Raw genomic sequence first — 26,208 nt, 5'->3', positions numbered from 1 at the left:
GAACTAGAAACCGCCCATATTTTGCATGATACTAAATGTAAAGTTTTGTTTCCATGTACTGCTCGGCAAACCAGGAATAGGATCGAATGCATGTCCATAGTCTATTCCCAACATACCAAAGATAGGTAAGAAGATTCGAGCACCTACACCCGCAGAGCGGCGTACTTTAAATGGATTATATTCGGTGAACTTGTTCCACGTATTTGCAGCTTCAGCAAATGCCAAGACGTAAACAGTCGCTTGGTCATTTAACATAACTGGATGACGTAACTCCATTTGATATTTTGTATAAATTGGACTACCTGAATTTCGTGCTACATTCACATTTTGTGTCCCTTCAGGAATGATTACGCCATTTGCATAACCACGTAATGCAACAATTTCCGACCCTTGTAAGTAATCAAACCCTTGCATACCGTCGCCACCCACTTTGAAACGCTCGAAAGTTGATATTTCAGTTTTGCTCGAATATTTACCCAAGAAACCAAATTGTGCTTGTGCTTTGAAAACAAGTTTACCAACAATTTTTGCATACCACTGCGAATCAAATTTCCATTTGTGATATTCAGTCCAACGGTAGCGTTCTTGTGCGGAACCATTTTTATAGTCAATGTTATTGAACAATGAATATGGAGGGGTCAATTGCACCGAAAATTTGATGTTCGAGCCCGAAGTAGGATAGATAGGAGCATCGATTGAGTTGCGGCTGAATTCCTGTGTCAAGTTGATATTATAGGCTGTACCATTATCAAACAGGAAGTAATTTCCATAGTTTTGTAGCTTATAGCGCTGGAATGACAGAGAAGTATTTGCCTGGAACCAGTTGTCTGGCCATTGCAAGCGTTTACCTAAAGTAGCCGTAACACCTGTCATCCAGATGCGGTTTAACTCTGAATCTTTTACAATTTGTTCGCCAGTATAGTAGTTAAACCCTCCATACGATGAGCTTGACGTATAGGCACTCAAACCAAAATAAATTGGTTTTTTGCCACCTAGCCAAGGTTCTGAGAACGAGAAGCTATACGATTGATAGCGTTTGCCCGAAGTTTGACCACGTACACTCAATTTCTGCCCATCCCCACGTGGCAACGGTTTCCATGAACTTTTGTCAAAGAAATTGCTGGTAGAGAAGTTATTGAAGGTTAAACCTAAGGTTCCGATAATCTGACCTGCACCATAACCACCAGAAAGTTCTACCTGATCCGAAGGTTTTTCTGTTACGTTATATACGATGTCCACCGTACCCTCTGCATAGTTTAAATTGGTGGGTACCGGATTGGTTTTTTGTTCATCAAAATTTCCCAGCTGCGCAATTTCGCGCACACTCCGCATAATTTGTTCTTTTGAGAACTTTTGACCTGGTTTTGTGTAAATTGAACGTAATACAACACGGTCATTGGTAACATCATTACCTTTGACAATAACATTGTTGATCGTATATTGAGCCCCCTCATAGACGCGCAAATTCAAATCGATCGTGTCGTTGTAAATACGGGTTTGTTCTGGGTCTACCGAAAAAGTAAGATAACCATCGTTCATATAGATGGAAGAGATGTCATCACTATTTTTTGTGGGGCCCATCAATTTTGCGGTTAATTTTTCTTCTGAAAATACATCGCCACGTTTGATCCCTAAAATTTTGTTAAGTAAGGTATCAGAATATTTAGCGTTACCTGTCCAGACAATATTACCTACATAATATTTAGGACCTTCGTAAATGTCAAAATTCACCAACACATTTTTCTCACCCTCACGAATAACAGTATCTTTTAGGATAGTCGCATCACGATATCCTTTGTCAGCCATTTTTTTGATCAGGTTTTCTTTACCTTCTTTGTATTTTTCTTCCTTGAATTTTCCTGGGCCAAAAATACGGTACCACATTTTTTGTTTGATAGGTTTGGCCATTTTTCTCAACTCTTTCTGAGAGAAATGCTCATTTCCCGTAAAAGTCATTTTTTTGACTCTAACCTTATGTTTTTTATCTACATCGGCAATAAGTATTTCATTATTAGCCTGTGCCGAGTCTTTTACCGTCTTCAACGTAATCTCTGGATATAAATAGGCTTTTTCTTTCAGAAAACGCTGAATGGTAGCACGCGTAGTATTCATCAAATTTTCATTGACAATTTTGCCTGTGTTGCTATTTAAACGTTTGCGGACTTCTTCGGTTTGACTTTTACTTAAGCCATTGATGTCAATTCGAGTTAAACGGGGACGTTCTACTACACGAATGGTTAAAAATATATTTTCACCTTCAATTTTATCTGCCCATAATTCGACATCATCAAAGAGGCCTTGAGCCATCATATCCTTCACTACTTTTGCAGTTGCCTCACTTGGAACTTCCAAATATTGACCTACCGACAATTTAGATATGGTAATTAATACATTTTTATCTAAAAATTGTGTTCCAGTTATATCAATTGCACTAATTACATAGTTTTTAGGATTGAGATAGCTGATTTTTTCTGGGTCATTTAAATTGAACGCACCTTTGTCCTGTCCGTAGACGAGTTGCATTGATGAGAGACCAAAAAATAGTATTACGGGTAGTATACGCTTCATTTATCTATAATTATTGGCGCTAAAGTACACCAATCGTTTGTTAATTTTTGTTAATTAAGAAAATTTAACCAGCTTGTTTTCTTCAAATCAGTGGACAAATTTAATAAAATCATTTATAACTGCTCACTTGTTTTTCCAAACCTTCTTTCTCGTTGTTGGTAGTCTACAATCGATTTGTATAAATCCTCTTTAGTAAACTCAGGCCACATCTTATCTAAGAAGCACAGTTCTGAGTAAGCAATTTGCCAAAGTAAAAAGTTGCTAATTCTCAATTCTCCACTTGTGCGTATGAGCAGATCAGGGTCTGGAAGGTTTTGCGTATAGAGGTTTGAAGCAAATAAGTCATCGTCAATTTCATCTATAGTGAGTAGTCCATCTTTTACTTGTTGTGCTAGATTTCGAGTAGCATCCACGATCTCTTGGCGGGAACTGTAGCTCAATGCTAGCGTCAACGTACAGTGTTTATTTTCTTTCGTCGCTGCTATGGTCTCTTGAAGCTTTTTTTGTGCATGTGAAGGTAGTTTGCTAATGTCGCCAATGACGTTCAAGCGAACCCCATTTTCCTGAAAAGTTTTGATTTCTTTTTTGAGTGAAGAAACCAATAGCTCCATAAGAGCCATTACTTCAAGTTTAGGTCTATTCCAGTTTTCTGCAGAAAATGCATAAAGTGTCAGAAATTTAATATTGGCTTGTACACATCCCTCTAAAGCTTCTCTCACTGCTTTTACGCCATTTTGGTGCCCAAAAACACGAAGTTTTCCTTTCTGTTTTGCCCAGCGGCCATTTCCATCCATGATGATGGCGATATGCTGTGGCAACTTAATATTATCTATCTGATCTAAAAAACTCATTTTTGCTGTTTTCAATAAAATTAACACCTTAGCCGGTCATGCTGTTTCGGCGTCTTAAAACCTATTCTCGGTTTTCTGTATTCCTATCAATGATTAGTGTTTATTAACTTTTCATCGAATGAATGATTTCATGCGGATTTCTAATCGGAATTTGATCATTCTACCGTCCTTTATTTCTTCCAAATATCGATTTTTAATTGGAAATTCAGAAGTACAATATATATAAAGATTAATTGAAATATCTTGGGCAATCAGTTTTGGTGCTTTTTTTCAACTAGCGCAAGCTAGTTTGAACCTAGCAATAGCTTAGTAGTTCCTGACATCAATCCCCCAAAGTAATTTTTCTCGCAATGTGCTGAAAAAGCTTTCATGGGGAAGTCTAATAAGATTAATCGTAAATGGAGCCTGCTTAATCGTTAATTTTACGGATGTATCAATAGACTCATTTTTCGAATCACAGCTCAGAATATATTGATTGCTACGGCTTTCTATTTCTAACTCTAGGGTAAACTGATTGGAAATGACAATCGGTCTAACATTGAGATTGTGAGGTGAAATAGGGGTAATCACGAAATTACCGCTTTCGGGCATAATAATAGGCCCGCCACAACTCAGAGAATACGCCGTGGAGCCGGTAGGTGTAGCGATAATCAGTCCATCAGCCCAATATGAATTAAGCCATTCACCGTTAATGCGGGCATTTACGGTAATCATAGCCGAGCTATCGTAACGAAATACCGTAATATCGTTCAGTGCGTAGTGATTACCTTGGAACAAATTTGTCTGCTCGGATTCGACAGAAAGCAATACGCGCTTTTGTACACTATAACGCTGGTTAAGAATGTCATCCAAAGAGTCTTCAAAATCATTTTTATTGATTGAAGCTAAGAAACCTAGTCGACCAAAATTCATTCCAGCGATTGGAATTCCAGAATCTTTTATTAGTGAAACGGCAGACAACATTGTTCCATCACCACCCAAACTCAGCATAATGTCGATACAGCCTTTAATTTCTTGGTACGTAGTGTATGTGGAGAAGTTAAAATCACATTCAAACTGTGTGATGAGAAATTTATGAAATGGTTCATACACCCAAATTTCAATATTTTTATCAACAAGATATTCAAATAAGTGTTTCACATGTGTTATAACAGAGGGTTGAAACTCTCTTCCATATATTGCGATTCTCATATTGTTTTCAATTTTAATGGGGCAAAGATGAGAAAAAAATAATTCTAATTATATGTTGATGTAATTCATGAGCTGCTGATAGCGGTCGGCAGTGTCATCGAAGGCAGCAATCGTATTGTGAGTTTCCAAAATTAAGTAGTTATGCCGCAGAAATGAATTGAGCAAGGCGCCAATATTTGATTTGTCTATTTTTAGCGTAACTTCAATATTTTCGTTGTCCAAATTTATTTTGGTAGCACAATTGAGAATTCTGCAATTATCACTTTCCACGAGATGCGCAATTTGAGACAATGAAAAATCATGTAGTCCGATTGCTAAGACAATAATTGCGCCCGATTCATTTTGTGATTGAATCAAACTGATTGCTTTTAAAATATCTAACTGCGTACAAACTCCAATATATTTGTTGTCCTGGTCCAAAATAGGAATAATTGTGCTATTGTACACAGTCATCATCACCAGGGCATCATAAGGATGTTGATTAAACTTTAACTGTATTGGAACTGTATTTATGGGGATGGAAGAAAGCAATGCCTCCTCGTCTTCGGCTTCCAATAAAATGGTTTCATTGACTAAGCCAATATATTCGTCTCCATTTAAAACAATTAATTCTTTACAAAGCATATCCTGGAGCTTTTCGAGCGCCTGTTGTATTGAATCAGCATTTTGAATGCTGAAATCTGCGTTTGAAAGAAATTGACCTATTAGCATATCCAAACTTAATAAAAAAACTAGGTCAAAAGAAATTTTCAGGATGAGATTTCTGCTTAATTCTTTGAGTCGCTGTAGCACTTCAAAAACTCAGGCAAAAGGACAGATTGCATAATTGCAAATAAGTACATTTTTAAAGTTTAAAATTGTACTTTTATTACCGTTCTGTTATTATTTTTGTCAGCTAATTGAGAAAGGCTTGGTTAGAAGCCTTTCTAAGGATGTAATTTCTAATCAGAAAAATAGGATTGATGACCACAAGCGAGAATAAAAAATTTATTGATATACGTGAAGTTATTCACAAAAAGAACGCGGGGCTTGCTAAATGGATTCCGTCTTTTTTAATGAATTATTTAAAAAGGACAATTCATGAAGATGAGATAAATGATATTATGACGCGCTTTGCGGATCTTCAGGGATTGGATTTTGTTGATGCTCTGATCAATGATCTGGATGTAAAGGTCAATTTATACGGTGCGGAAAATATTCCAGCATCGGATCCTGTAATTTTTGCATCCAATCATCCTTTGGGAGGATTGGACGGTATCGCATTTATGCATGCTATTGGTAAGCAGCGGCGTGACGTCAAATTTTTAGTGAATGATATTCTGCTAAATATAGGCAATTTGAGACCTCTTTTTGTTGGTGTAAACAAGCTCGGAGGACAGGGAAAACAGGCTATTACAGCGATTGAAGAGGCATATGGTGCAGATGACGCGCTACTGGTATTTCCGGCTGGTTTAGTTTCCAGAAAACAAAAAGATGGACATATTGAGGATCTTGAATGGAAGAAAAGTTTCATCAGTAAAGCAAAAAAATATAAAAAAGATGTCATTCCAGTGTTAATAGACGGTAAAAACTCTAAGTTTTTTTATAATTTTGCAAGGCTTAGACAGAAAATAGGTCTTAAGGTAAACATTGAAATGTTATATTTACCTGATGAAATGTTTGCTCAACGTGGACATACCGTCAATATTATAGTAGGAGAAAGAATCCCTTATACAGCGTTTGATCAATCAAAAAACGAAAAAACTTGGGCTGAGGAAGTGAAAGGAAGGGTTTATGGATTGGCTCAAGAAAAATAGAATTTATGCAAGAAATTATACCTCCAGTTGATAAAGCATTATTGAAGACCGAATTGAATAAAGACGTTTTCTTACGATATACCAACAATGGAAATAACGAGATATATTTAATCAACTATCATAATTCGCCAAATGTCATGCGGGAAATTGGGCGTCTACGGGAGTTGACTTTTCGTGGGGCAGGCGGAGGTACAGGACTTTCAATTGATATTGATGAAAATGATACCTGCGAAGATTGCTACGATCAGTTGATCGCGTGGAATCCCGAAGATGAGGAAGTGGTTGCTGGTTATCGTGTCATCAAATGTGCTGACGCAGGAGAGGTAGATGGTGTGCCCAATTTGTCAACAGCGCATTATTTTCAGTTTTCTGATTTGTTCGCACGTGAGTATTTGCCCTACACCATAGAATTGGGGCGCTCTTTTGTTCAACCTAAATATCAACCCGCCATAGATAATCGAAAAGGAATTTTTTCATTAGATAACTTGTGGGACGGCTTAGGAGCCTTGGTTATGCTTAATCCGGAAATAAAATATCTCTTCGGTAAGGTAACAATGTATCCGCATTACAATAAAGATGCGCGTGATATGCTGCTTTACTTTATGGATTATTATTTCCCGGATCACGATAACTTGGTGCTACCCCTTCCTGCATTGGAAATAAAGAACGATTACGATCGTTTTATCGGTATTTTTGATGGATTGGATTATAGGGAGGGATATAAAGTGCTCAACAGTCGTGTAAGGGCATTGGGAGAGAATATTCCACCGCTCATCAATACGTATATGAACCTTTCGCCAACCATGAAATCTTTTGGTACAGCACGTAATAACGAATTTGGTACGGTGGAGGAAAAAGGTATCTTAATTGTAATAGACGATGTATATCCTGGCAAGAAGGAACGTCATATGAATACGTTTGAGCGGGACCGTGAATACGGTCATCGAAAGCCTAAACGCGGATAAAAAGCAAAAGGGGATTCATAAATTGAATCCCCTTTTAGTTGTTATAAAATACGCTGACTAGGCAGGTTTTATACAGATATAGAGCCCAAAAGCTAAAATAGCGCCTAGGATGGGGCCCACGATAGGAATCCATGCATATGACCAGTCCGAGCTGCCTTTTCCTTTAATTGGCCAAAGCGCATGAAATAGACGCGGACCGAGATCACGGGCAGGATTTATGGCATACCCTGTAGTACCACCTAATGATAGACCGATGGCCCAAACGACAAAAGCGACAGGAATAGCACCAAGGGAACCCATACCGATGGGCTCAGTTTTTTCATTGATGGTAATCTCTTGGCCTGTAATGAAGAAAATTGCAAAAATTAACACAAAGGTTCCGATGATTTCACTCACCAGGTTTGTCGAAGTATTTCGTATGTTCGGTATAGTGGCAAAAACACCGAGTTTGGTGGTGGAATCTGCCGTAGCATCGAAGTGATCTTTATGCATGGCGTAGGTTAACATGGCGCCACAGAAACCGCCAGCAATTTGGGCGAGAATATAGCCAGGTACTTCGATCCATGGGAGCCCATGATTGAGAGCGACAGCAATTGTTACTGCAGGGTTGAGATGCGCACCCGTATAGGGTCCGGCAAATACTACCCCCACGTATACTGCAAGCGCCCATGCCGTGGTGATTACAATCCATCCTCCATTTTCCCCTTTTGTACCTTTCAATATAACGTTGGCGACAACTCCGTTCCCTAAAAGTACTAGGAGTGTTGTGCCGATAAATTCTGCTAAATAATGGTTCATGCTTGTGGGTTAGTTTTCGGTCCAGTACTGTAATGCTTTAACTCCCTTGGTCCAGAGTTTAATGATCTTGTTTGTTTGCTCTTCTTGCTCTGTTTCGGGTTCAAATATACGATCCTGTGCCCAGAACTTTGATATTTCCTGCGCGTCTTTCCAATAGCCCACAGCTAATCCTGCCAAGTATGCCGCGCCCAATGCCGTTGTTTCCGTAATTTTAGGGCGTACCACGTTGCTATTGAGTATATTGGCCTGGATTTGCATGAGTAGATTATTTGCTGTTGCACCGCCATCTACACGTAATTCTTTGATCGGTATGCCGCTATCGGCTTCCATTGCCTGGAGGACATCACGAGTCTGTAGGGAGATCGCTTCTAGTGAGGCGCGTGCGATATGGCCGTTGGTCGTTGCGCGCGTAAGGCCAAATAAAGTGCCTTGTGCACGGGCGTTCCAGTATGGAGCTCCCAATCCTGCAAACGTGGGAATAAAGGTGACGCCACCATTATCTTTTTCTGTAAGTGCCAGTTGTTCAACGTCGGCCGATTTATAGATAATGTTAAGATTGTCGCGTAACCATTGAACCAGTGCGCCGCCGATAAATATGCTTCCTTCCAAGGCATATTCTGTTTTTCCGTTAATTTTCCAGGCAACGGTTGTTAAAAGGTTATTCTTTGAGCGAATTGGTTTATCGCCAATATTCATTAACATAAAGCATCCCGTTCCGTACGTATTTTTAACCATTCCTTTCTCGATACATTGCTGTCCAAAAAGTGCGGCCTGCTGATCGCCGGCAATTCCTGCTATTTTGACTTTGTGTGCAAAAATAGTCGTCCGGGATTCGCCATATATTTCGCTGCTTTCTTTCACCTGTGGAAGCATGGCGGGGGGGATGTCAAATAGTTCGAGCAGTTCCTTGTCCCATTCCATGCTATGGATGTTGAAGAGTAAGGTACGGGAAGCATTCGTTACGTCGGTGATGTGGACATCACCGCGTGTGAGGTTCCATACGAGCCAAGTGTCGATCGTTCCACAGATTAATTCCCCTTTTTGCGCTTTCTCACGGGCACCTTCGACGTGATCCAAAATCCATTTTATTTTGGTCGCAGAAAAGTATGGATCTAATATCAGACCGGTTTTTTCTTGAATTATCTCATGTTTTTTGGACTTGCGCAATTCGTCACAATAATCCGTTGTTCGTTTATCTTGCCAAACGATGGCATTATAAATTGGTTTTCCGGTCTCTTTATCCCAAACGACCACAGTTTCGCGTTGGTTGGTAATGCCAATGGCTGCAATATTTTTGCCATTTAATCCTGCCTTAGTGGTTGCCTCTGCGGTAACGCCTGCTTGTGTTGACCAGATCTCATGAGGATCGTGTTCGACCCATCCTGGTTGTGGGAATATTTGCGTGAATTCCTTCTGCGCAATGGATACGATATTTCTTTCCTTATCAAAAATGATGGCTCTGGAGCTCGTAGTACCTTGATCCATTGCCAAGATGTATTGCTGTTCCATAATTAAGTGTTGGTGGTTATTTTTTATTATTTTAAGATATAATTCTGTGCAACTTTACGAAAACTTTCTACTTGATGGTTTTGCCAATCTTCATCTTTTTCCAGCTCCTGAGCTAGTATTTTAGCAACTTCGGGAGCCGCTTCCATGGCGGCTTTAGCGTCAAGAAACAGCATGCGGACACGTCGGGATAGCACATCTTCCACAGTTCTGGCAAGTTCATTGCGGGCCGCCCAAACAACCTCCGCTTTTTTGAATTCAAGCTGTGTTATTAATTTTTCGTTCCATTCAGGGTTTTCTTGTGCCAATGCATTGATGGCTTCTTGGTCGGCGCCATAAATATATAGGTGATTGCTTCTGTCTGATGTCGGAATGGCGCTATAAATCTTTTGTGTGGCCGACCGGCTTTCCTTCTGCGGTAGGCAGCCAATTTTTATCGCTTTGTCGATTGTATCTTGCCCCATTCGCCGGAATGTTGTCCACTTTCCGCCTGTTAACGTGAGTAATTTGGAGTCGCTGACGATAACCTTATGGCTTCGTGATATTTCTTTGGTTTTATTGGAATTACCAGTAGGTGCGGCAAGCGGCCTAAGACCAGCGAATACAGCCAAAGCATCTGCTCTTGTGGGCTGTTTTGTTAAGTAGCGACCTGCAGTTTTTAAAATAAAATCAATCTCCTGTTCCAATGCTATAGGTTCAAGGCTATGTTCATCGATCGGCGTATCTGTTGTTCCTACGATAATGCGGTTGTGCCAGGGTACAAGGAAAAGCACGCGTCCGTCATCTGTTTTTGGAATCATAATAGCGTCATCTCCAGGGAGGAAAGATTTGTCAAAAACAAGGTGGACACCTTGGCTGGGACGTACCATTTGCTTAGCCTCGGGCCTGTCCATTTTTAAGATATCATCGACAAATATGCCGGTAGCATTAACAATCGCCTTCCCTTGTATGGTAAACACTTCGCCGGTTTCGGTATCATTGGCGATAACACCGTTTATTCGTCCGTTCTTATCCTTAGTGAGATTATTCACTCTCACATAATTTAGGGCAACACCACCCATTTGTATACAAGTCTGTGCTACATTGAGAGCAAGTCTTGAATCATCAAATTGTCCATCTTGATAAACTACTCCGCCATATAAACCTTTAGGTCTAACCGTACTTATGCGATGCAGTGTTTCTTTTTTATTAATATGAATGGATTTTCCTAAACTTAATTTACCAGCAAGAAGATCATATATTTTCATTCCAATGGTATAGAATGGACCTTCAAACCAATTGTAGTTGGGTATAATAAATGATTGGTTTTTCACCAGATGAGGAGCGTTTTTTTGAAGTAGACCTCTTTCGTGAAGCGCTTCTTTAACCAGACTAATATCACCTTGAGCTAAATAGCGTACACCGCCATGAACGAGTTTGGTCGCTTTGCTCGAAGTGCCTTTTGCAAAATCAACCTGTTCCAGCAAAATTGTTTTGAATCCGCGACTTAAAGCATCCAATGCAACACCTAATCCACTCGCTCCACCACCTATTACGATAACATCCCATGTGCTCGTATCTCTTATTTTTTCTATCAGTTTTGACCTTTTGAATTCTTGGTGTTTCATTTTGTTTCGTTTTGGAATTTTATGGTGAACTTTGTTGCTGCTTTGTTTTCCCTTTCTCAATACTAAGTTATGGTATATTCATCAAATTTTAAAAGAAATTACATAATATTTATGTTAAGATATGATGTTTGTTTTTATTTTGTTTTGTTTTTTATTGTTTTGATTTTAATTAAGAAAGCTTTTCCCTTTCCGCCAAAAGTTCGATAGGCAACATCAATAAGCTTTTTTTATTCGTTGCTATTCGATGGTTTGATCATGACCGAATTTGATTACTTAAGGCAGCAGCTGTACTGCTTTGATCATGTTTGACGATGCTGTCAACATGCAGGCTTGTGTGATTCAAAATGTTTTTCTGCATGGTCAATAGTTATATAATTGTTTAACCATTATAGGTCTTGTATGTTTTGGTTTGGGTAAATGATTTTGTAATTTTAGTTTACTATTTAATTTATTACGATGAGGAAGATAAGATTAATACTTTGTGGGGCTGTTGTATTTATCGGAACCCTAGTGTTGCAGTTTAATGCATCTGCACAACAAGATGTGGCAACAGACCAGCTTTCAAAGCCTTACAATCCAGATGCTGATGCGCAAGATGATATTAATCGGTTATTAGCTCAGGCCAAGAAAGAAAGGAAAAATATTATTATCCAAGCTGGGGGAAATTGGTGTGTCTGGTGTTTGAGGTTTAATGATTATATTCACAAAACGCCAAGTGTAGATAAGTTACTGAAGAATAGCTTTCTCTATTATCACCTGAATTATTCGAAGGAAAATAAAAATGAGGCTGTTTTTCAGAAGTATGCTCCCGAGGGAAGTAAACTCGGTTATCCATTTTTTATTGTTTTAGATAGCAATGGAAAAACTTTGCATGTGCAGGAAAGTGGTAGCCTGGAAAAGGGAAAAGGGTATGATGAAGAAAAAGTACTTCATTTCTTGACAGCTTGGGTGGCGGAATAAATTTTTGATACCATATCTATACGGAAAGAGGCTTTTCTTTACGCAATAAACTACCGAGTCGAACACAAAGATTGCGTCCTAAAACTTGTCATTCTTGTGCAGGAAAGATCGAAATTAAGAAGTCGTTCGGATATTTGATTCGTACCTGCTTCGAAGGATCAATAGTGGTCGCGATACTGTTCATGGGGCGAAGGTGGTGCGAACACAACCCAAAACAACGATAGCGCTAAGGCCATCATCAGACTCTCTTTTATGCTGAAATTGGTTTACCGCTCTTGTATCCGCTTACTGAATATTTCCATTAATAGACATTGTGTTTGTCGGGTGTATTGATTTTGGCATGTCTGACGGTGAATACTTTGGCAGGCTAAAAATAAAAAAGTCTCTTTCCTAAGATTGAGACCTTTTTTTGTGTGCTTTAAAACACGCTTTCTCTGCACGATATTTGTCATCCGGCAATTAAAAGAGCGCGTATTCTGGGTATAACATCTTATTGATAGCCTAATAACTTCATGACTTGTTTGGAGTTTTGTTCCTCTCCAAACACTTCGTAGTTGAATGTTTCGTCTCTATTGCGGCGTACGAGCACATGTTTAGGCGAAGGCAATAAGCAGTGATGAATTCCTCCATATCCGCTTAATACATCTTGATAGGCCCCTGTATGAAAGAATCCCAGGTATTGTACCTTGCGTGTCTTTGGCATAAATACCGAATTCATATGTGCCTCCTGATTATAATAATCCTGACCATCGCAGGTAATACCACCTAGATTGACACGTTCATATTCCGAATCCCAGTTGTTGATCGGCAAGAGGATGTATTTTTGATTCAATGCCCATACATCCGGTAAATTCGTAATAAATGAGCCATCAATCATAAACCAGCGCTCACGGTCGTTTTGTTGCTTGCGGCCGAGTACCTTGTAAAGAATACCTGAAGCTTCAGCAACGGTGTATTTACCAAATTCGGTAATAATATCGGGTTCCATTACCTCGTGGTGCGCGCAGATTTGTTTGATTCGGTTCACAATTTCATTGACCATGTATTCGTAGTCAAAGTCGTGCACCAGTGAATCCTTAAACGGCATACCGCCACCGATATCCAACGTATCTAAGTCTGGGTTTACTTTTTTGAATTTGCAATACAATGTAACGTATTTTTCCAGTTCATTCCAGTAGTATGGAGTGTCCGAAATACCTGAATTGATGAAAAAGTGAAGCAGCTTGACTTTAAAGTTTGGATTGTCAACGATTTTGTTATTATAGAAATCGATAACATCTTCCTGACGGATTCCTAAACGAGAGGTATAAAATTGAGAGTCTGGTTGCTCTTCGGATGCAACGCGGATTCCTAAAGCACAAGGCTCGTCCAGTTCGATTTCATCGTCGTAAAGGTTAAACTCTTCTTTGTTATCTAGTACAGGTATAATGTTCGTATATCCATCATGGATCATATCCACAATATACTGTTTATACTGATACGTTTTGAATCCATTACAGATGACTGTAATGTCCTTTGTTACGGTACCTTGTCTTTCCAATGAATCGATCATCGGCATATCAAATGCAGACGAAGTTTCCAGGTGGATATCATTTTTCAAGGCTTCTTCTACAATGTGCTTGAAATGGGATGATTTGGTACAATAACAATATTTGTAAGATCCGCGATAGTTATGTTTCAGAATTGCGGTCTGAAAAAGGATTTTCGCTTGCTGAATTTTTTTGCTGACGATCGGCAAATAAGTAAAACGTAGCGGCGTACCGTACGTTTCTATCATTTCCATTAAATTCAAATCGTGGAAATACAATTCGTCGTCGATGATTTCGAATCCGTCTTGGGGAAAACCAACACTTAAGTCAAGAAATTCCTGATAGCTCTGCATTTTTTATTATTTTTGCAAAGATATACTTTAATGGTGAATACCTAAATAAGGAATGTTATTTATTTCCAATTCACTATCAGGAAGTTGTAAAATTTACAAAATCATTAAATGGCAAATTCTATTCAAAAGCGACTTGTTGAAGTCACTGTACAGGCAGTAAAAGAGCTTTACAATGCAGATATTTTAGAAAATCAAATTGCTTTACAAGCTACCCGAAAGGAGTTTGAAGGACAAATTACAATCGTAACTTTTCCAGTAACACGCTTTTCGAAATCTTCTCCCGAACAAACTGGAAAAGAAATTGGAGCCTATTTGCAACAACATATTGCTGAAATATCGGATTTCAATGTGATCAAAGGGTTTTTGAATATTGTCCTTTCTGATGCTTACTGGATAACGTTGTTGAACCAGACCATCACCGCGAAAGACTTTGGCGTATTTCCTGCAAATGGAAAAAAACTGATGGTGGAGTACTCTTCTCCAAATACGAATAAACCGCTGCACTTAGGCCACATTCGGAATAATTTATTAGGATACTCCGTAGCCGAAATTCTGAAAGCCTATGGTTATGAGGTGATCAAAGCGAATTTGGTGAATGACCGTGGTATCCATATCTGTAAATCGATGTTGGCCTGGCGGAAATTTGGTGCCGGTGAAACGCCTGAATCTACCGGGATGAAGGGAGACCACCTTGTCGGAAAATATTACGTTGTGTTTGACAAAGAATATAAAAAGGAGATCGAGACATTGAAGGCTGAAGGGCAAACCGAAGATGAAGCAAAGAAAAATGCACCTCTGATGAAGGAAGCACAAGCGATGTTACAACAATGGGAGGCCGGTAATGAAGAGGTAATCTCACTTTGGAAAACCATGAACAGCTGGGTGTATGCTGGATTTGAAAAGACCTACAAACAATTGGGCGTCAATTTCGACAAATATTATTATGAATCCAATACCTACTTGTTAGGTAAAGATATTATCCAAGAAGGTTTGGACAAAGGTGTTTTCTTCAAGAAAGAAGATAACTCCGTTTGGATTGATCTAACAGACGAAGGATTGGATCAGAAGCTGGTGCTTCGTGGCGACGGTACTTCTGTCTATATCACGCAAGATTTGGGGACAGCTCAATTAAAGTATGATGAGTTCAAAATGAGTGAATCTATATATGTTGTTGGTAACGAACAGGATTATCACTTCAAGGTATTGTTCTTAATCTTAAAAAAACTTGGTAAAGCTTGGGCTGAAGGTTTGTTCCACTTGTCTTATGGGATGGTCGATCTTCCATCCGGTAAAATGAAATCAAGGGAAGGAACAGTTGTTGATGCGGATGATTTGATGGCTGAGATGCTTAAAACTGCGCAGGAACGGACTGAGGAGCTTGGAAAGACGGAAGGATTGGACGAAGCATCAAAAGCCGTTCTTTATGATACGATTGGAATGGGCGCACTTAAATATTTTCTATTAAAGGTAGATCCCAAAAAGCGACTCTTATTTGATCCCAATGAGTCTGTCGATTTTCAAGGGCATACAGGGCCGTTTATTCAATATACACATGCACGTATCAAATCTGTTTTAAGTAAAGCTGAATTTGATTTTGACAGTGCGGTTTCTGTTCCGGCAACGATCTCTTCTTACGAACGTGATTTGATTCAGCAACTTGGAGCATTTCCGGAGACTATTGAAGCCTCTGCGCAAGAATTCAGTCCTGCCCAATTGGCAAATTATACTTATGAAGTAGCCAAGGTTTACAATAAGTTTTATCATGAAGAAACCATCTTGAAAGCGGAAGATCATGATGTCAAAAACTTTAGATTGCACTTATCTGCTTCCGCAGCGAAGGTTATTGCAAAAGGAATGAATTTATTGGGTATCCAAGTGCCTGAAAGAATGTAATATGATGAAGAAAATTCGCGTAGGACTTATTGGTTTTGGAATTTCAGGCCAAGTTTTTCATGCCCCCGTGATGCGTTCGATTGTGGAACTGGATCTTGTAAAGGTGACAGCGCGCAAAGCTGATCAGCAGAGTTTGCTTAAGGAACGCTATCCGCAGGCGGAAATTGCCTTGTCTGCAAATGATATCTTCGATGATCCAACAATTGATCTAGTCGTAATCGCAACCTCCAATGAAATGCATTATCCTTTTGCTAAGCGTGCATTGGAAGCAGGAAAACATGTCGTAGTTGAAAAGCCGTTTACAAATAGCGTGGATCAGGCAGATGAGCTGATTGCGTTGGCAAAGCAGAACAATCTGACCTTGGCTCCCTACCATAATTTAAGATTCAACTCAGACTATCGCACAGTTGAAAAAGTAATCAAAAGCGCAAGATTGGGACGGATTGTAAATCTTGAATCTCGCTTTGATCGTTTTCGAAACTACCTGCGACCTAATGCTTGGCGCGAGGAAAATTTGCCAGGTTCTGGAATATTTTATGACCTAGGACCTCATCTCATCGACCAGGCTTTACAGTTATTTGGAAAGCCGAATGCTGTTTTTGCAGATTTGGCCATTCAACGAGATCACGCGAAGACTATCGATAATTTCGATTGCCTATTGTACTATGATCAGTTAAGGGTGTCTCTAAAAGGTTCTATGCTTGCAAAGGAACCTACTCCGCGTTATCGTATATTCGGTATGAATGGAAATTTTGTAAAGCATGGGATTGATCCACAGGAAGCCTTACTGCGTGAAGGTAAATTCCCAGATGAAGATCCCGATTGGGGAAGAGAGGATCCAAGCCTATATGGTAAATTGAATATTGTAGAAGCAGGTAAAGATATTGAAGAAATTATTCCTTCAGAAGTTGGTTCTTACCCCGATTTTTATCAAAATGTTGTCGATAGTATATTAGGGAAAACATCCTTAATTGCATCGCCGGAACAAGCCCGAGACGTTATTAAAATTATTGAATTAGCATATCAGAGTCAATTGGAGCGGAGGGTGATTTCTGTTGACGACACATTGATTGCTTATTAGATCTGTTACTGTGAGTATAACCTACGATGCGATCATTATTGGGGCTGGGGCCTGTGGTTTGATGTGCGCTGCGCAAGCAGGGCTAATCGGAAAGAAGACTTTAGTGATTGAACGAAACGATAAAGTTGGTGCGAAGATATTGATTTCTGGAGGTGGACGCTGTAATTATACCAATACGGGTACCAGTCCCGCCAATTTTATTTCTGAAAATCCAGATTTTTTACACAGTGTATTCAAACAATGGAGCGTGGAGGATACCATTACTTTTTTTGAAGGTTATGGTATTATTGGCCAGGAGAAGACTTTGGGGCAGTTGTTTCCAGTAACAAATAAAGCAAAAGATATCGTCGCTGTATTTTCTGAAATTTTACAGCACACAGGTCAGCATGTCGCATTAAATACATTGGTGAAGGCTGTAGAAAAAAAGGACAATGGTTTTGAGGTTGCGGCAGAAAATACAAGAGGTGATGTACGGTATTACGCACATAAATTGATTATTGCTTCTGGGGGTTTACCGGTGCAAAAGCTTGGTGCTTCAGATTTCGGATTACGTGTAGCGAAACAGTTTGGCCTGAATGTAGTTGGAACCGCTCCAGCATTGGTACCTTTAACCATAACAGGAAAAGATGCTGATTGGTATAGTTCTTTGGCTGGAAATGCGGTATTCTCAAAGGTATCTGTTGACGGAATGTCTTTTGAAGAAAACATTCTCTTTACGCACTGGGGATTAAGCGGACCCGCAATTCTTCAAATTTCAAGTTATTGGAGACCCGGAATGGAGATTACAATTGATTTGTTACCTAATTTTAATTTGGAAAATTTGATTAAACAGGAGCGCCAATACGGTGGAAAAAGACTTGTCTCCCAATTGTTAAACGATCACTTTACTAGGAAATTGGTCGATGCTCTTGGAAAATTCCTGGTATTGGATACCAAAATTGCCTCCCTTAGTAAAGCTGATGCGAAATTGATCGTTGATACAATTCATCACTTCAAGGTAAAACCTGCGGGAGATAAGGGTTATGATAAAGCTGAGGTCATGCGAGGCGGAGTATCGACAGCGGAACTTCATCCCAAGACGCTCATGTCAAAAAAAGTTAATGGTCTTTATTTCGGAGGAGAAACTGTGGATATTACCGGATGGCTGGGCGGTTATAACTTCCAATGGGCTTGGGCTAGTGGTTATGCCATCGCTCAAGATATTTAGCCTTTGTGAAGGTGGCAATTGTTCCCATCTATTCTGGAAAAATCGCCTAACCGGGAGAATGGACTGAAATACTATACATTTTTTAATGCAAATGTCTGTCTACAGATTATTGGGTATAGTGTTGTATGGCAGCTCCCAAGCGCTGCTTTATTCGAGTTTGAAGACTTTTTGGTGAGAGCACCTTAACGGATTCGCCAAAACCTAAAATTTCTCTTTCCAGCTCAAAATTAAGTACAACATCGAGGCGAATCAAAATCGATCCGTCTTCCTTTTTATCCAAAATTTGCTGGGAAGAATGTATGGGTTTTGTTGTCACATAAGGCGCATTTTTTGCATTGACAAGTAATATTACGCGATGTCCACGGTCTTTGTGTGATTTAGTAACGCCAATGGTATCCGAAAAATAGCGTTCAAAATCTACACCGCTATATTCTTTATATGAATTTTTGCCCATTTCTTCTACAGAATTTATGCGATCAAGTGCTAGCGTCATCAACCCTTCATTTTTTTTATGATGACCAATTAGAAACCACCGATTACGATACTCTTTTAGAAGATAGGGGGAGAAGACAAGGTCTTGCTGTTGTTTCGCTTTGAACGACTGGTAGCTTATGAGTAGCGGGGTTTTCTCCCGAATGGCTTGATGCAATGGATTGATAAAGGAAAGGCCCTTCAGCAGATTGTTGCTTTCCATTTGTATAATCGATGGCGAGTTGTCCTTTTTGGTATGGATACTATCTTCGAGCCGTGCAACGATATCGCTCATTTCATCAAAGCTTGAGAAACCGCTCACATGCTTCAACACTTCCACCGCCTCCTTCATTTTTTGCATATCTCCGACAGAAATAGAAGAATTACTAATGCTGTAATTAGGATCTTCATAGGTATAAAATTTGCGATGCAAAACCACAATAGGTGCATTGTAGCCGAGCTTATTGCTCCGCATGAGTTGAATGTCGCCTTGTATCGTTCGTTTACTTATTCCATTTTTGATTCCTTCAAATTCATAGAGTGCATCTGCGACTTTTTCCATAAGGTCTTCTAACGTCCATTTTCGATGTCGCAAACGGAGACATTGATCAATTGTTCTATAGCGTATAAGCGCGAGTTTATTAAGTGCCATGTTCGATTTCCTTTGGTCAGCTGAAAATACGAAAACTTTCTTTTATCTACGCAATATGGCTGCGTAGATTTTGCAGCACAAGTTAAATAATTTGTGGTCTTTTCGAAATTGAAAAGAATTTCAGTTTTATCCGAGTAAAATAGCTACTTTTGCGCAGAAGCAAACTGGTTCTATCGCTGCTCTTTTTGAGAGGAGAGGAAAGTCCGGGCAACATAGAGCGACACGCTTCCTAACGGGAAGGCTGCTATGGAAATAGTAGACAGAAAGTGCCACAGAAAATATACCGCTTTTCGGAGTAAGGGTGAAAACGTAAGGTAAGAGCTTACGGTCTTGTATGGTGACATGCATTACGGTAAACCTCGTGTGTTGAAAGACCAAATAGGTTGCGAAAATCGAAGGCTGCTCGTCTTCTTTCAATGTATTGGAATTCGTAATGGGTAGGTTGATTGAGTTTGTCAGCGATGGCAAATCTAGATAAATGATAGAAATTCCACTTCGGTGGTCTACAGAACCCGGCTTACAAGGTTTGCTTCTTTTTCGCTAATTGCCAAAAAAAACTTATATTGATTTTCATAATTGAAAAAATAGCATAATTCTCTATTTATGAGTACGATTTTAATCATTGATGATGAGCGCGCCATCAGAAGTTCGTTGCGTGATATCTTGGAATATGAAGATTATACGATTTTAGATGTCGACAATGGCCGGGATGGATTAGATATTTTAAAAAAGGAAAAAATAGATCTTGTTCTGTGTGATATCAAGATGAATACGATGGATGGGATGGAAGTGTTGGCGGATGCCCACCAAAGCAGTCCCGATATTCCCTTCATAATGATCTCCGGACATGGTACGATTGAAACCGCTGTTGAAGCTGCGAAAAAAGGAGCATTTGACTTTTTAGAAAAGCCACTGGACCTAAATAGGTTATTGATCACGGTTCGTAATGCATTGGATAAAAGTTCCCTAGTCACGGAAACTAAAGTTCTGAAACGAAAAGTTAGCAGTTCGAAAACGAAAGATATATTAGGTGAATCTGGGGCTATCAAACGTATTAAGGAAACAATTGACCGTGTTGCACCAACTGAGGCTCGCGTATTGATTACTGGTGCGAATGGTTCGGGAAAAGAATTGGTTGCGCGTTGGTTACATGAGAAATCAAATCGCGCACAAGGCCCATTAATCGAAGTGAACTGTGCGGCAATACCTTCTGAATTAATTGAATCAGAGCTATTTGGTCACGAGAAAGGATCTTTCACATCGGCTATTAAGCAACGTATTGGAAAATTTGAACAAGCTAGTGGCGGAACATTGTTTTTAGATGAGATTGGTGATATGAGCCTTTCGGCGCAGGCAAAAGTATTAAGAGCGCTGCAGGAACATAAAATTACGAGAGTGGGGGGCGATAAAGAAATTGATGTCAATGTACGTGTAGTTGCTGCGACCAATAAGGACTTATTGAAAGAAATTGAAGATGGTAATTTCAGAATGGACTTATATCACCGTCTTTCTGTTATATTGATCCATGTACCTGCATTAGTTGATCGCGTTGATGATATTCCTTTATTATCTACTAATTTCTGCGAAGAGATCTGTATGGAGTACGGAATTCCCGTTAAGGATATCACTACAGCAGCCATGAAAGAGTTAAGCCACCTTCCTTGGACGGGCAATATTCGCGAGTTAAGAAATATGATTGAACGTTTAATTATTTTGAGCGACAAGTCTATTACCGACAAAGATGTCATTGCTTTTGCCAATCCTTCGCGCGAACCGGTAAATGGTGTAGCCCATGAGAAAGGTACAACAAATTATGGATTAGATATGGACTCCTTTGATTCATTCCAAGATTATAAGGATCATGCTGAGAAAGAATTTATAAAATATAAGTTGGAAAAAAATAATTGGAACGTCTCCAAGACAGCGGATGATTTAGATATTCAACGTAGTCATCTTTATAGTAAAATAGAAAAGTTCGGTCTGAAAAGAGATTAATAGCCGAATAAATTTTAGTTAGCCATTAGCTGTCCATGATTTTTTAGGGCAAACTGGACAATCGATACAAAAAAAAGAGATTCCTCAAAGAATCTCTTTTTTTATACATCAACAGCAATTTGGGAATTGTGCCGTAAAGTTCTGGCTACTGTGTTTTTAGAATAGCTTCAACATTCGCAACTGATATTTCCGTATAATTATTGATATAATCATTGCTTGCCGGTAATTCTTCTTTTTTATGCGTTGAAAGTACGGCTACAACTTTCATATTAGCATTTTTAGCTGCAGTAATACCTGAAAAAGAATCTTCAAAAACGATACAGCGGTCGGTTGAAATTTGAAGATTTTCTGCCGATTTTAGGTAAACTTCAGGATGAGGTTTATGTAATTTCACGTCTTCGCTGCTTAGTGTGGAAGAGAATAGCTGCCGTATATTCAATTCGTCTAGAATTAAATCCATGTTCTCCCGGGGAGCAGATGTCGCTACAGCAAGCTTAAAACCTTTCTCTTTTAAGGCTGTTAAAAATTCAATTAACCCCTTGATAGGTGCTACATGGTCTTTGTAAATTACTCTAAAAAGCTGCTCTTTTTCAAATTCAAGCGTGCGCAGTTCTTCAGGAGAAATTGGACGTTTAAAGAAATGTTGCATAATATAACTATTGTGCTTACCATACATGTGCTGTTCAAATTCCTCCTCTGTAGCTTGTTGTACATTGTGGTTTTTAAAAAAAGCTCTAAAGGCTTGTGCGTGGAAAGGATTGGTGTGACTTATAACACCGTCCATGTCAAATATCGCTGCGTATTCTGTCATTGGGCTAATATACAATAATTGCCTTGCTCCGGCGGATTACACACATTCATATTCTGGTAAATATTTTCATTTGTTTAGAGAAAGCTAAGGTTAAAACGGCCTCTATCACTACTGCTTACTTCGTTATGAAATTGAAAAAATTCCTCATAATTACTAGCAGGATAGGTCCCTTCAAAAAGCTCCAATTTTCTGTAGGTGAAGAGTATATTGTCTTTTATTTCTGATCTGAACTCATACTTACCAAACCGTTTTTCAATGATTTTCTTTTCAGGGACTACTGTTTTAAGTATATTTTCAGGCAGAATAATGCTAATGCTGTCAACATCGGTAAAACCTCTTTCAATAAAAATATCTTCTGTTCTATTTCTGCTTTCAGGAATATTGGAATGCGAGTTGAATAAATTAGGCTGGATCAAAAGTTTATTGCCATTTTTCACAGCATAATTTTTAATGAAAATATCCAGGTGCTCTTCAATAAATGGATTATCTTCTTTGTGTTCAATATAATTTATTCGGTTGAAATTGATATTGTCTATATTGTAATATTCAGTTAGAAGTTTATTCTTGTCATTATTGCTAGCCAAAAGTACATCCATATGGTTTGCATATTGAGTTCCGTAGAACTTGGTGTTTAGCGAACCTTGTATATTCCCGTCTTCTGAAAGTTTTAGATCGGCGTAGCGAAGCTGAAGATTTGTTGAATTTACGTATTTAGGAGTATGCATAATAACTCCACCATTTTCAGTGCAGGCAACGACATCTCTATCGTCGGTAAAATCGCTGAGAAAACCAAATGGAAGGTTTTGGCTTGTGCATTCTAGCCAAGTTGTATCATTTTTAAACGGAATACATATTATGACGTGATTTCCGTCTTGAGCGTTCGCAAAGGTTTTATTGAAACTTTCTTTGCGTCTTCCGGCTTCGACGATGCAATAATAGGAAGGGATATTGACGGCCGACAGCATACTTTGCATGTAGTTGACTAGCGCTTTACAATCGCCATACCCCAGACGGTCTACTTCTGAAGCAGGAAAGGGCTCTAAGCCTCCAATGCCTATCTGAATACTGATATAGCGTGTGTTTTTTTGTAAGTAATCGTATAGAATTTTTGCTTTATCCTTGTCTGAACTGGCATTTTTGGTCAATGCAATAAATTTTTGTTTGGAGGCTTCGGTTAGGTCTTGTTTCTTATTTAGCAAATTGTTGGATACCCAGTTACCGAATTCTTTCCAGTCTGAGAAATTTCCTTCTTTCCCGTAGTAAATGAAATTTTTGGGAACAATGAGTACATTCGTTTTTTTAAGACTGGAGTTGGGACGATATGATTCTTCCTTTCTTGCCGCTATCTGTTCCACATTCCACGTCTTGCTTTCGGTCTTTTCATTTTTTTCTTGTTTTGCAGTTCCACTGTAATTCTTTGTTTCTATTCGATAGTCTGTGCCAATTGGTGCGATAAATTGGAAACTGCTTTTTTCTACGGACACATTGTTGGAGACCTCCGGAGTCCAAGATGGAATGATCAAGTTTTGCTTGCTTCTGACCTCGTATTGATATTCGATGGTATAGGGATAGCTGTGGTAGTTTGGGACATATAATTTTACTCGGGAATCGGCAAACATCGTGCTGTTGTCAACAGCGCTAATATCCTTAAAATCTTTCGTTGAAATTTTCTTTTGCAATATGCCCATTTCGTTATAGATCGCTCCCTTGATGCTTCTGATCTCAGTGGATTTATCATAATACACCGGAAGCGTGGCATAACGGTCTCCGTTTTTATTGTACACGGTAATGGCACAAGTTGTCGTGGTGACAACTTGTTCGGGAGATTTTATTTCTACCACAGTTTTATCATTGCGTACAGTCGCTACTGCTCTGCTTTTTAATGTACTGGGAATATTAGCAACGTCATAGTTTTCTTGCGCAATCGCAAGGATCGGAAGCAGGATGTATAGTAAGTTGACGAATAGAATTTTCATTTTTTACTAATTAATTTTAGATCTACTTTTTGTTGTTGAATGATACGGGAATATAATTCTTTGAGTGAAAAATATTCATCGACCGAAAATAGGGGTTTGTTGAACGTGAGGCTCTGTAGGATTTCGATTTGGTTGCCATCAGTTTGGCTGACATATTTATATTTTGCAGTGGACTCAGGCAGCGCTAAGGACACATTTTGAGGCTTTTCAACAATTTCATACTGATCTGGGATTGTTAATCTGACTGCGTACAATGTTTTGGATTTAAAGCCCATGTCGACAGGGTAGGTTCTTTCCTGCGCCTTAAATGGGTTGTGGGAGATCCTGTCAATGATAGTTGGAGCCAAAACGATCTCACCTTGTCCCGTCTGTTTGGAAACATCCGCGACGACATCGAATTCTTCTATCAACGTTTTGTCAATATCCTCAAGGTTTTGGATATTCGACTTTATCAGTGTAATGTTGGGCATTTCTTCGTCCATTTTTTCCCAATATTCTTCCAAAGAATTAAATTTAGCAATATGTTGACGCTTTAAGAATGCTTTGTTGCCTCTACTGCTTATAGTTAATTTTCCCTTAATTTTTGATTGTTCATCTAAAGCTCCTTCCAAGACATAGTTTACTTCGGAAAATTCTGTCGCTACAAGTGGGAACCAATTCGAGCTTTTTTTAGAATAGATGATTCTTCCCCGTTCATTTAAACATTGTAAAGGCAATTCTCCAAAAGGCAAGTAAGCATTAGTGGCATCCAATGTATATTTTACGCCATCGATATCCACGCAAGCGATGACGTAGTCAAAGTCAGATAATATAGGAAAAAGCGCATTAGGCGTACCGTTTCGGCGGGTCGAGAGAATGACGGGGTATGCCTCCAGGTCTGCAGCCATTAAAGCGGTTACTAACGCTAAATTAATATCCCCAATATTTCCATTCCTTTTTTCTAGTGCTTTTTCAACGCCTGTTTCTGCATATTTGCCTAAATGATTATTCCATTTTATTTGTTTGTTGATATAGTTATATACCTTTTTTGCTTTTTCAAGTTTGCTATCATTAGGCGATATAATTGTTGCTAAACTGGATTTGAATACATCTGTTTTTTTTAATTGACCACCAAAGGTCTTTTCATTCATCAGGTCTATATCGACGTCTTTCCAAGTTTTGCTAAATGTCTTCTTACTACCCGTGCTCGGATAAAAAATCGATTCAAGTTCATAATAAATTGCAGATTTAAAATTGGTGGGGGAAGTCATGTAATCCTCTTCGATAAATGCCGGAACGTTCTTCATTGTATAGGTCAATTTTGAACAATCCATTCTTAGACCATCTAGAAAAATATACTCTCTCAATACTTCACCTTTTTGATCGGTAAGTTTATAAGATCCACGTAAAGCTACATTGTAGGTGAAAGAAGCAGGTATGATTGCAATGTATTGACTCCGTATTTTAGGGAGATCATCTTGAAATTCCCATGTCTTAAAATTAAATAAGTCCTGCTCTAGCGTTCGATAAGATACTTCAATGATAGATCCCTCTTTAATATTCGGAAGCGTGAATTTATTAAGGTCCAGATGTGCTGAATAATTTTCTTTGAAAACTTTTTTATTTTCAAGCGCTGTTCTCTCTATTTTACCGTTTTCTAAGTTATATGTAACAGCCTTTAATTCATCAAAGTAGTCACGTATATAATTTCCACGTTTATAAGATGGAATTTCAAAATTAGCTTTTTTAAATCCTTCTTTGTCTATGATACGGATTAGTACATGGTATTCATGAAGAAGTTTGATACGGTTATCATAATCATCCACGAAAACAGAGCTTTGACCAAACTCATTCAGAACGATAGCATGGGCATTGCTATCCAAATCTGTACGTGAGAAATCCGAAATAGAAACTTTACCAAAATCGAAATTTTGGGCTACACTATTTGTATAAATAGAAAATATTAAAAATAGCGTTAAAAACTGGCGCATAACTATAGGTGTAATAATTCACAAATAT

General features: G+C 38.9%; 19 protein-coding genes and 1 other RNA gene. 8 read left to right on the top strand and 12 right to left on the bottom strand.

Annotation, left to right across the window (positions count from 1 at the left end; all coding sequences use genetic code 11):
- Positions 1–3 precede the first annotated feature (3 nt).
- From bamA to J2X77_RS19080, 4 genes are all read right to left on the bottom strand, one after another.
- Positions 4–2,568, bottom strand: a complete 2,565-nt coding sequence (gene bamA, locus J2X77_RS19095; RefSeq protein ID WP_209576016.1) for an outer membrane protein assembly factor BamA — start codon at positions 2,566–2,568, stop codon at positions 4–6.
- Between the two features lie 113 nt (positions 2,569–2,681).
- Positions 2,682–3,419: an isoprenyl transferase gene (locus J2X77_RS19090; RefSeq protein WP_209576014.1), complete on the bottom strand. Its 738-nt coding sequence runs from the start codon at positions 3,417–3,419 to the stop codon at positions 2,682–2,684.
- 306 nt (positions 3,420–3,725) lie between these two features.
- Positions 3,726–4,610, bottom strand: a complete 885-nt coding sequence (locus tag J2X77_RS19085; RefSeq protein ID WP_209576012.1) for an NAD kinase — start codon at positions 4,608–4,610, stop codon at positions 3,726–3,728.
- 48 nt (positions 4,611–4,658) lie between these two features.
- On the bottom strand, positions 4,659–5,321 hold the full coding sequence (locus J2X77_RS19080) for a CBS domain-containing protein (protein ID WP_209576010.1): 663 nt from the start codon (positions 5,319–5,321) through the stop codon (positions 4,659–4,661).
- A 251-nt stretch (positions 5,322–5,572) separates the two neighbouring features.
- Between J2X77_RS19080 and J2X77_RS19075 the strand changes: the two genes are divergently transcribed.
- A complete protein-coding gene (locus J2X77_RS19075) occupies positions 5,573–6,406 on the top strand; it encodes a 1-acyl-sn-glycerol-3-phosphate acyltransferase (RefSeq protein WP_209576008.1) in 834 nt (277 codons plus the stop codon).
- Between the two features lie 5 nt (positions 6,407–6,411).
- Positions 6,412–7,371: a GNAT family N-acetyltransferase gene (locus J2X77_RS19070; RefSeq protein WP_209576006.1), complete on the top strand. Its 960-nt coding sequence runs from the start codon at positions 6,412–6,414 to the stop codon at positions 7,369–7,371.
- A 57-nt stretch (positions 7,372–7,428) separates the two neighbouring features.
- On the opposite strand, the gene J2X77_RS19065 is transcribed toward J2X77_RS19070, so the two are convergent.
- Genes J2X77_RS19065 through J2X77_RS19055 form a run of 3 tightly spaced genes read right to left on the bottom strand, consistent with a single transcriptional unit; the run spans position 7,429 to position 11,282 of the window.
- A complete protein-coding gene (locus J2X77_RS19065) occupies positions 7,429–8,169 on the bottom strand; it encodes an MIP/aquaporin family protein (RefSeq protein WP_209576004.1) in 741 nt (246 codons plus the stop codon).
- A 9-nt stretch (positions 8,170–8,178) separates the two neighbouring features.
- Positions 8,179–9,678: a glycerol kinase GlpK gene (glpK, locus tag J2X77_RS19060; protein ID WP_209576003.1), complete on the bottom strand. Its 1,500-nt coding sequence runs from the start codon at positions 9,676–9,678 to the stop codon at positions 8,179–8,181.
- A 26-nt stretch (positions 9,679–9,704) separates the two neighbouring features.
- Positions 9,705–11,282, bottom strand: a complete 1,578-nt coding sequence (locus tag J2X77_RS19055) for a glycerol-3-phosphate dehydrogenase/oxidase (protein WP_209576001.1) — start codon at positions 11,280–11,282, stop codon at positions 9,705–9,707.
- A 456-nt stretch (positions 11,283–11,738) separates the two neighbouring features.
- On the opposite strand from J2X77_RS19055, the gene J2X77_RS19050 reads away from it, so the two are divergent.
- A complete protein-coding gene (locus tag J2X77_RS19050; RefSeq protein WP_209575999.1) occupies positions 11,739–12,242 on the top strand; it encodes a thioredoxin family protein in 504 nt (167 codons plus the stop codon).
- 490 nt (positions 12,243–12,732) lie between these two features.
- Here the strand turns inward: J2X77_RS19050 and J2X77_RS19045 are convergent, their stop codons facing one another.
- Entirely contained in the window at positions 12,733–14,124 is a 1,392-nt protein-coding gene (locus J2X77_RS19045) for an arginine decarboxylase (RefSeq protein WP_121123983.1), read from the bottom strand.
- 108 nt (positions 14,125–14,232) lie between these two features.
- On the opposite strand from J2X77_RS19045, the gene argS reads away from it, so the two are divergent.
- From argS to J2X77_RS19030, 3 genes are read left to right on the top strand one after another with little or no spacing between them, the layout of a single operon-like run.
- Positions 14,233–16,017, top strand: coding sequence for an arginine--tRNA ligase (gene argS / locus J2X77_RS19040; protein ID WP_209575997.1), 1,785 nt, complete (start codon positions 14,233–14,235; stop codon positions 16,015–16,017).
- 1 nt (position 16,018) lies between these two features.
- Positions 16,019–17,098, top strand: coding sequence for an oxidoreductase (locus J2X77_RS19035; RefSeq protein ID WP_310082057.1), 1,080 nt, complete (start codon positions 16,019–16,021; stop codon positions 17,096–17,098).
- Between the two features lie 16 nt (positions 17,099–17,114).
- On the top strand, positions 17,115–18,305 hold the full coding sequence (locus J2X77_RS19030; RefSeq protein ID WP_209576090.1) for an aminoacetone oxidase family FAD-binding enzyme: 1,191 nt from the start codon (positions 17,115–17,117) through the stop codon (positions 18,303–18,305).
- 106 nt (positions 18,306–18,411) lie between these two features.
- Here J2X77_RS19030 and J2X77_RS19025 read toward each other — a convergent pair whose 3' ends face one another.
- Complete coding sequence (locus tag J2X77_RS19025; protein ID WP_209575996.1) at positions 18,412–19,428, bottom strand: YafY family protein; 1,017 nt, start codon at positions 19,426–19,428, stop codon at positions 18,412–18,414.
- Between the two features lie 157 nt (positions 19,429–19,585).
- Between J2X77_RS19025 and rnpB the strand changes: the two genes are divergently transcribed.
- An RNA gene (gene rnpB / locus J2X77_RS19020) (RNase P RNA component class A) lies at positions 19,586–19,964 on the top strand.
- 67 nt (positions 19,965–20,031) lie between these two features.
- Entirely contained in the window at positions 20,032–21,423 is a 1,392-nt protein-coding gene (locus tag J2X77_RS19015) for a sigma-54 dependent transcriptional regulator (RefSeq protein ID WP_209575994.1), read from the top strand.
- Between the two features lie 145 nt (positions 21,424–21,568).
- On the opposite strand, the gene J2X77_RS19010 is transcribed toward J2X77_RS19015, so the two are convergent.
- The 3 genes from J2X77_RS19010 to J2X77_RS19000 form a co-directional block, all read right to left on the bottom strand.
- On the bottom strand, positions 21,569–22,234 hold the full coding sequence (locus J2X77_RS19010) for an HAD family phosphatase (protein ID WP_209575992.1): 666 nt from the start codon (positions 22,232–22,234) through the stop codon (positions 21,569–21,571).
- A 74-nt stretch (positions 22,235–22,308) separates the two neighbouring features.
- Positions 22,309–24,210: a DUF3857 domain-containing protein gene (locus J2X77_RS19005; RefSeq protein ID WP_209575989.1), complete on the bottom strand. Its 1,902-nt coding sequence runs from the start codon at positions 24,208–24,210 to the stop codon at positions 22,309–22,311.
- Positions 24,207–26,180: a transglutaminase domain-containing protein gene (locus J2X77_RS19000; RefSeq protein ID WP_209575987.1), complete on the bottom strand. Its 1,974-nt coding sequence runs from the start codon at positions 26,178–26,180 to the stop codon at positions 24,207–24,209. The genes J2X77_RS19005 and J2X77_RS19000 overlap by 4 nt, the downstream gene beginning before the upstream one ends.
- Positions 26,181–26,208 lie beyond the last annotated feature (28 nt).

Source organism: Sphingobacterium sp. 2149 (genome assembly GCF_031455655.1).
Classification (GTDB): domain Bacteria; phylum Bacteroidota; class Bacteroidia; order Sphingobacteriales; family Sphingobacteriaceae; genus Sphingobacterium.
This window is presented reverse-complemented; position numbering and strand designations above follow the sequence as displayed.

Bases quoted from the DNA above. Each gene is read 5' to 3' on its own strand.
- J2X77_RS19085 (WP_209576012.1), bottom strand. From the start codon at position 4,610: ATGAGAATCGCAATATATGGAAGAGAGTTTCAACCCTCTGTTATAACA.
- J2X77_RS19025 (WP_209575996.1), bottom strand. From the start codon at position 19,428: ATGGCACTTAATAAACTCGCGCTTATACGCTATAGAACAATTGATCAA.
- J2X77_RS19045 (WP_121123983.1), bottom strand. From the start codon at position 14,124: ATGCAGAGCTATCAGGAATTTCTTGACTTAAGTGTTGGTTTTCCCCAA.
- J2X77_RS19035 (WP_310082057.1), top strand. From the start codon at position 16,019: ATGATGAAGAAAATTCGCGTAGGACTTATTGGTTTTGGAATTTCAGGC.
- J2X77_RS19090 (WP_209576014.1), bottom strand. From the start codon at position 3,419: ATGAGTTTTTTAGATCAGATAGATAATATTAAGTTGCCACAGCATATC.
- bamA (WP_209576016.1), bottom strand. From the start codon at position 2,568: ATGAAGCGTATACTACCCGTAATACTATTTTTTGGTCTCTCATCAATG.
- argS (WP_209575997.1), top strand. From the start codon at position 14,233: ATGGCAAATTCTATTCAAAAGCGACTTGTTGAAGTCACTGTACAGGCA.
- J2X77_RS19070 (WP_209576006.1), top strand. From the start codon at position 6,412: ATGCAAGAAATTATACCTCCAGTTGATAAAGCATTATTGAAGACCGAA.
- J2X77_RS19065 (WP_209576004.1), bottom strand. From the start codon at position 8,169: ATGAACCATTATTTAGCAGAATTTATCGGCACAACACTCCTAGTACTT.
- J2X77_RS19005 (WP_209575989.1), bottom strand. From the start codon at position 24,210: ATGAAAATTCTATTCGTCAACTTACTATACATCCTGCTTCCGATCCTT.
- J2X77_RS19050 (WP_209575999.1), top strand. From the start codon at position 11,739: ATGAGGAAGATAAGATTAATACTTTGTGGGGCTGTTGTATTTATCGGA.
- J2X77_RS19010 (WP_209575992.1), bottom strand. From the start codon at position 22,234: ATGACAGAATACGCAGCGATATTTGACATGGACGGTGTTATAAGTCAC.
- J2X77_RS19000 (WP_209575987.1), bottom strand. From the start codon at position 26,180: ATGCGCCAGTTTTTAACGCTATTTTTAATATTTTCTATTTATACAAAT.
- J2X77_RS19075 (WP_209576008.1), top strand. From the start codon at position 5,573: ATGACCACAAGCGAGAATAAAAAATTTATTGATATACGTGAAGTTATT.
- J2X77_RS19015 (WP_209575994.1), top strand. From the start codon at position 20,032: ATGAGTACGATTTTAATCATTGATGATGAGCGCGCCATCAGAAGTTCG.
- J2X77_RS19055 (WP_209576001.1), bottom strand. From the start codon at position 11,282: ATGAAACACCAAGAATTCAAAAGGTCAAAACTGATAGAAAAAATAAGA.
- J2X77_RS19080 (WP_209576010.1), bottom strand. From the start codon at position 5,321: ATGCTAATAGGTCAATTTCTTTCAAACGCAGATTTCAGCATTCAAAAT.
- glpK (WP_209576003.1), bottom strand. From the start codon at position 9,678: ATGGAACAGCAATACATCTTGGCAATGGATCAAGGTACTACGAGCTCC.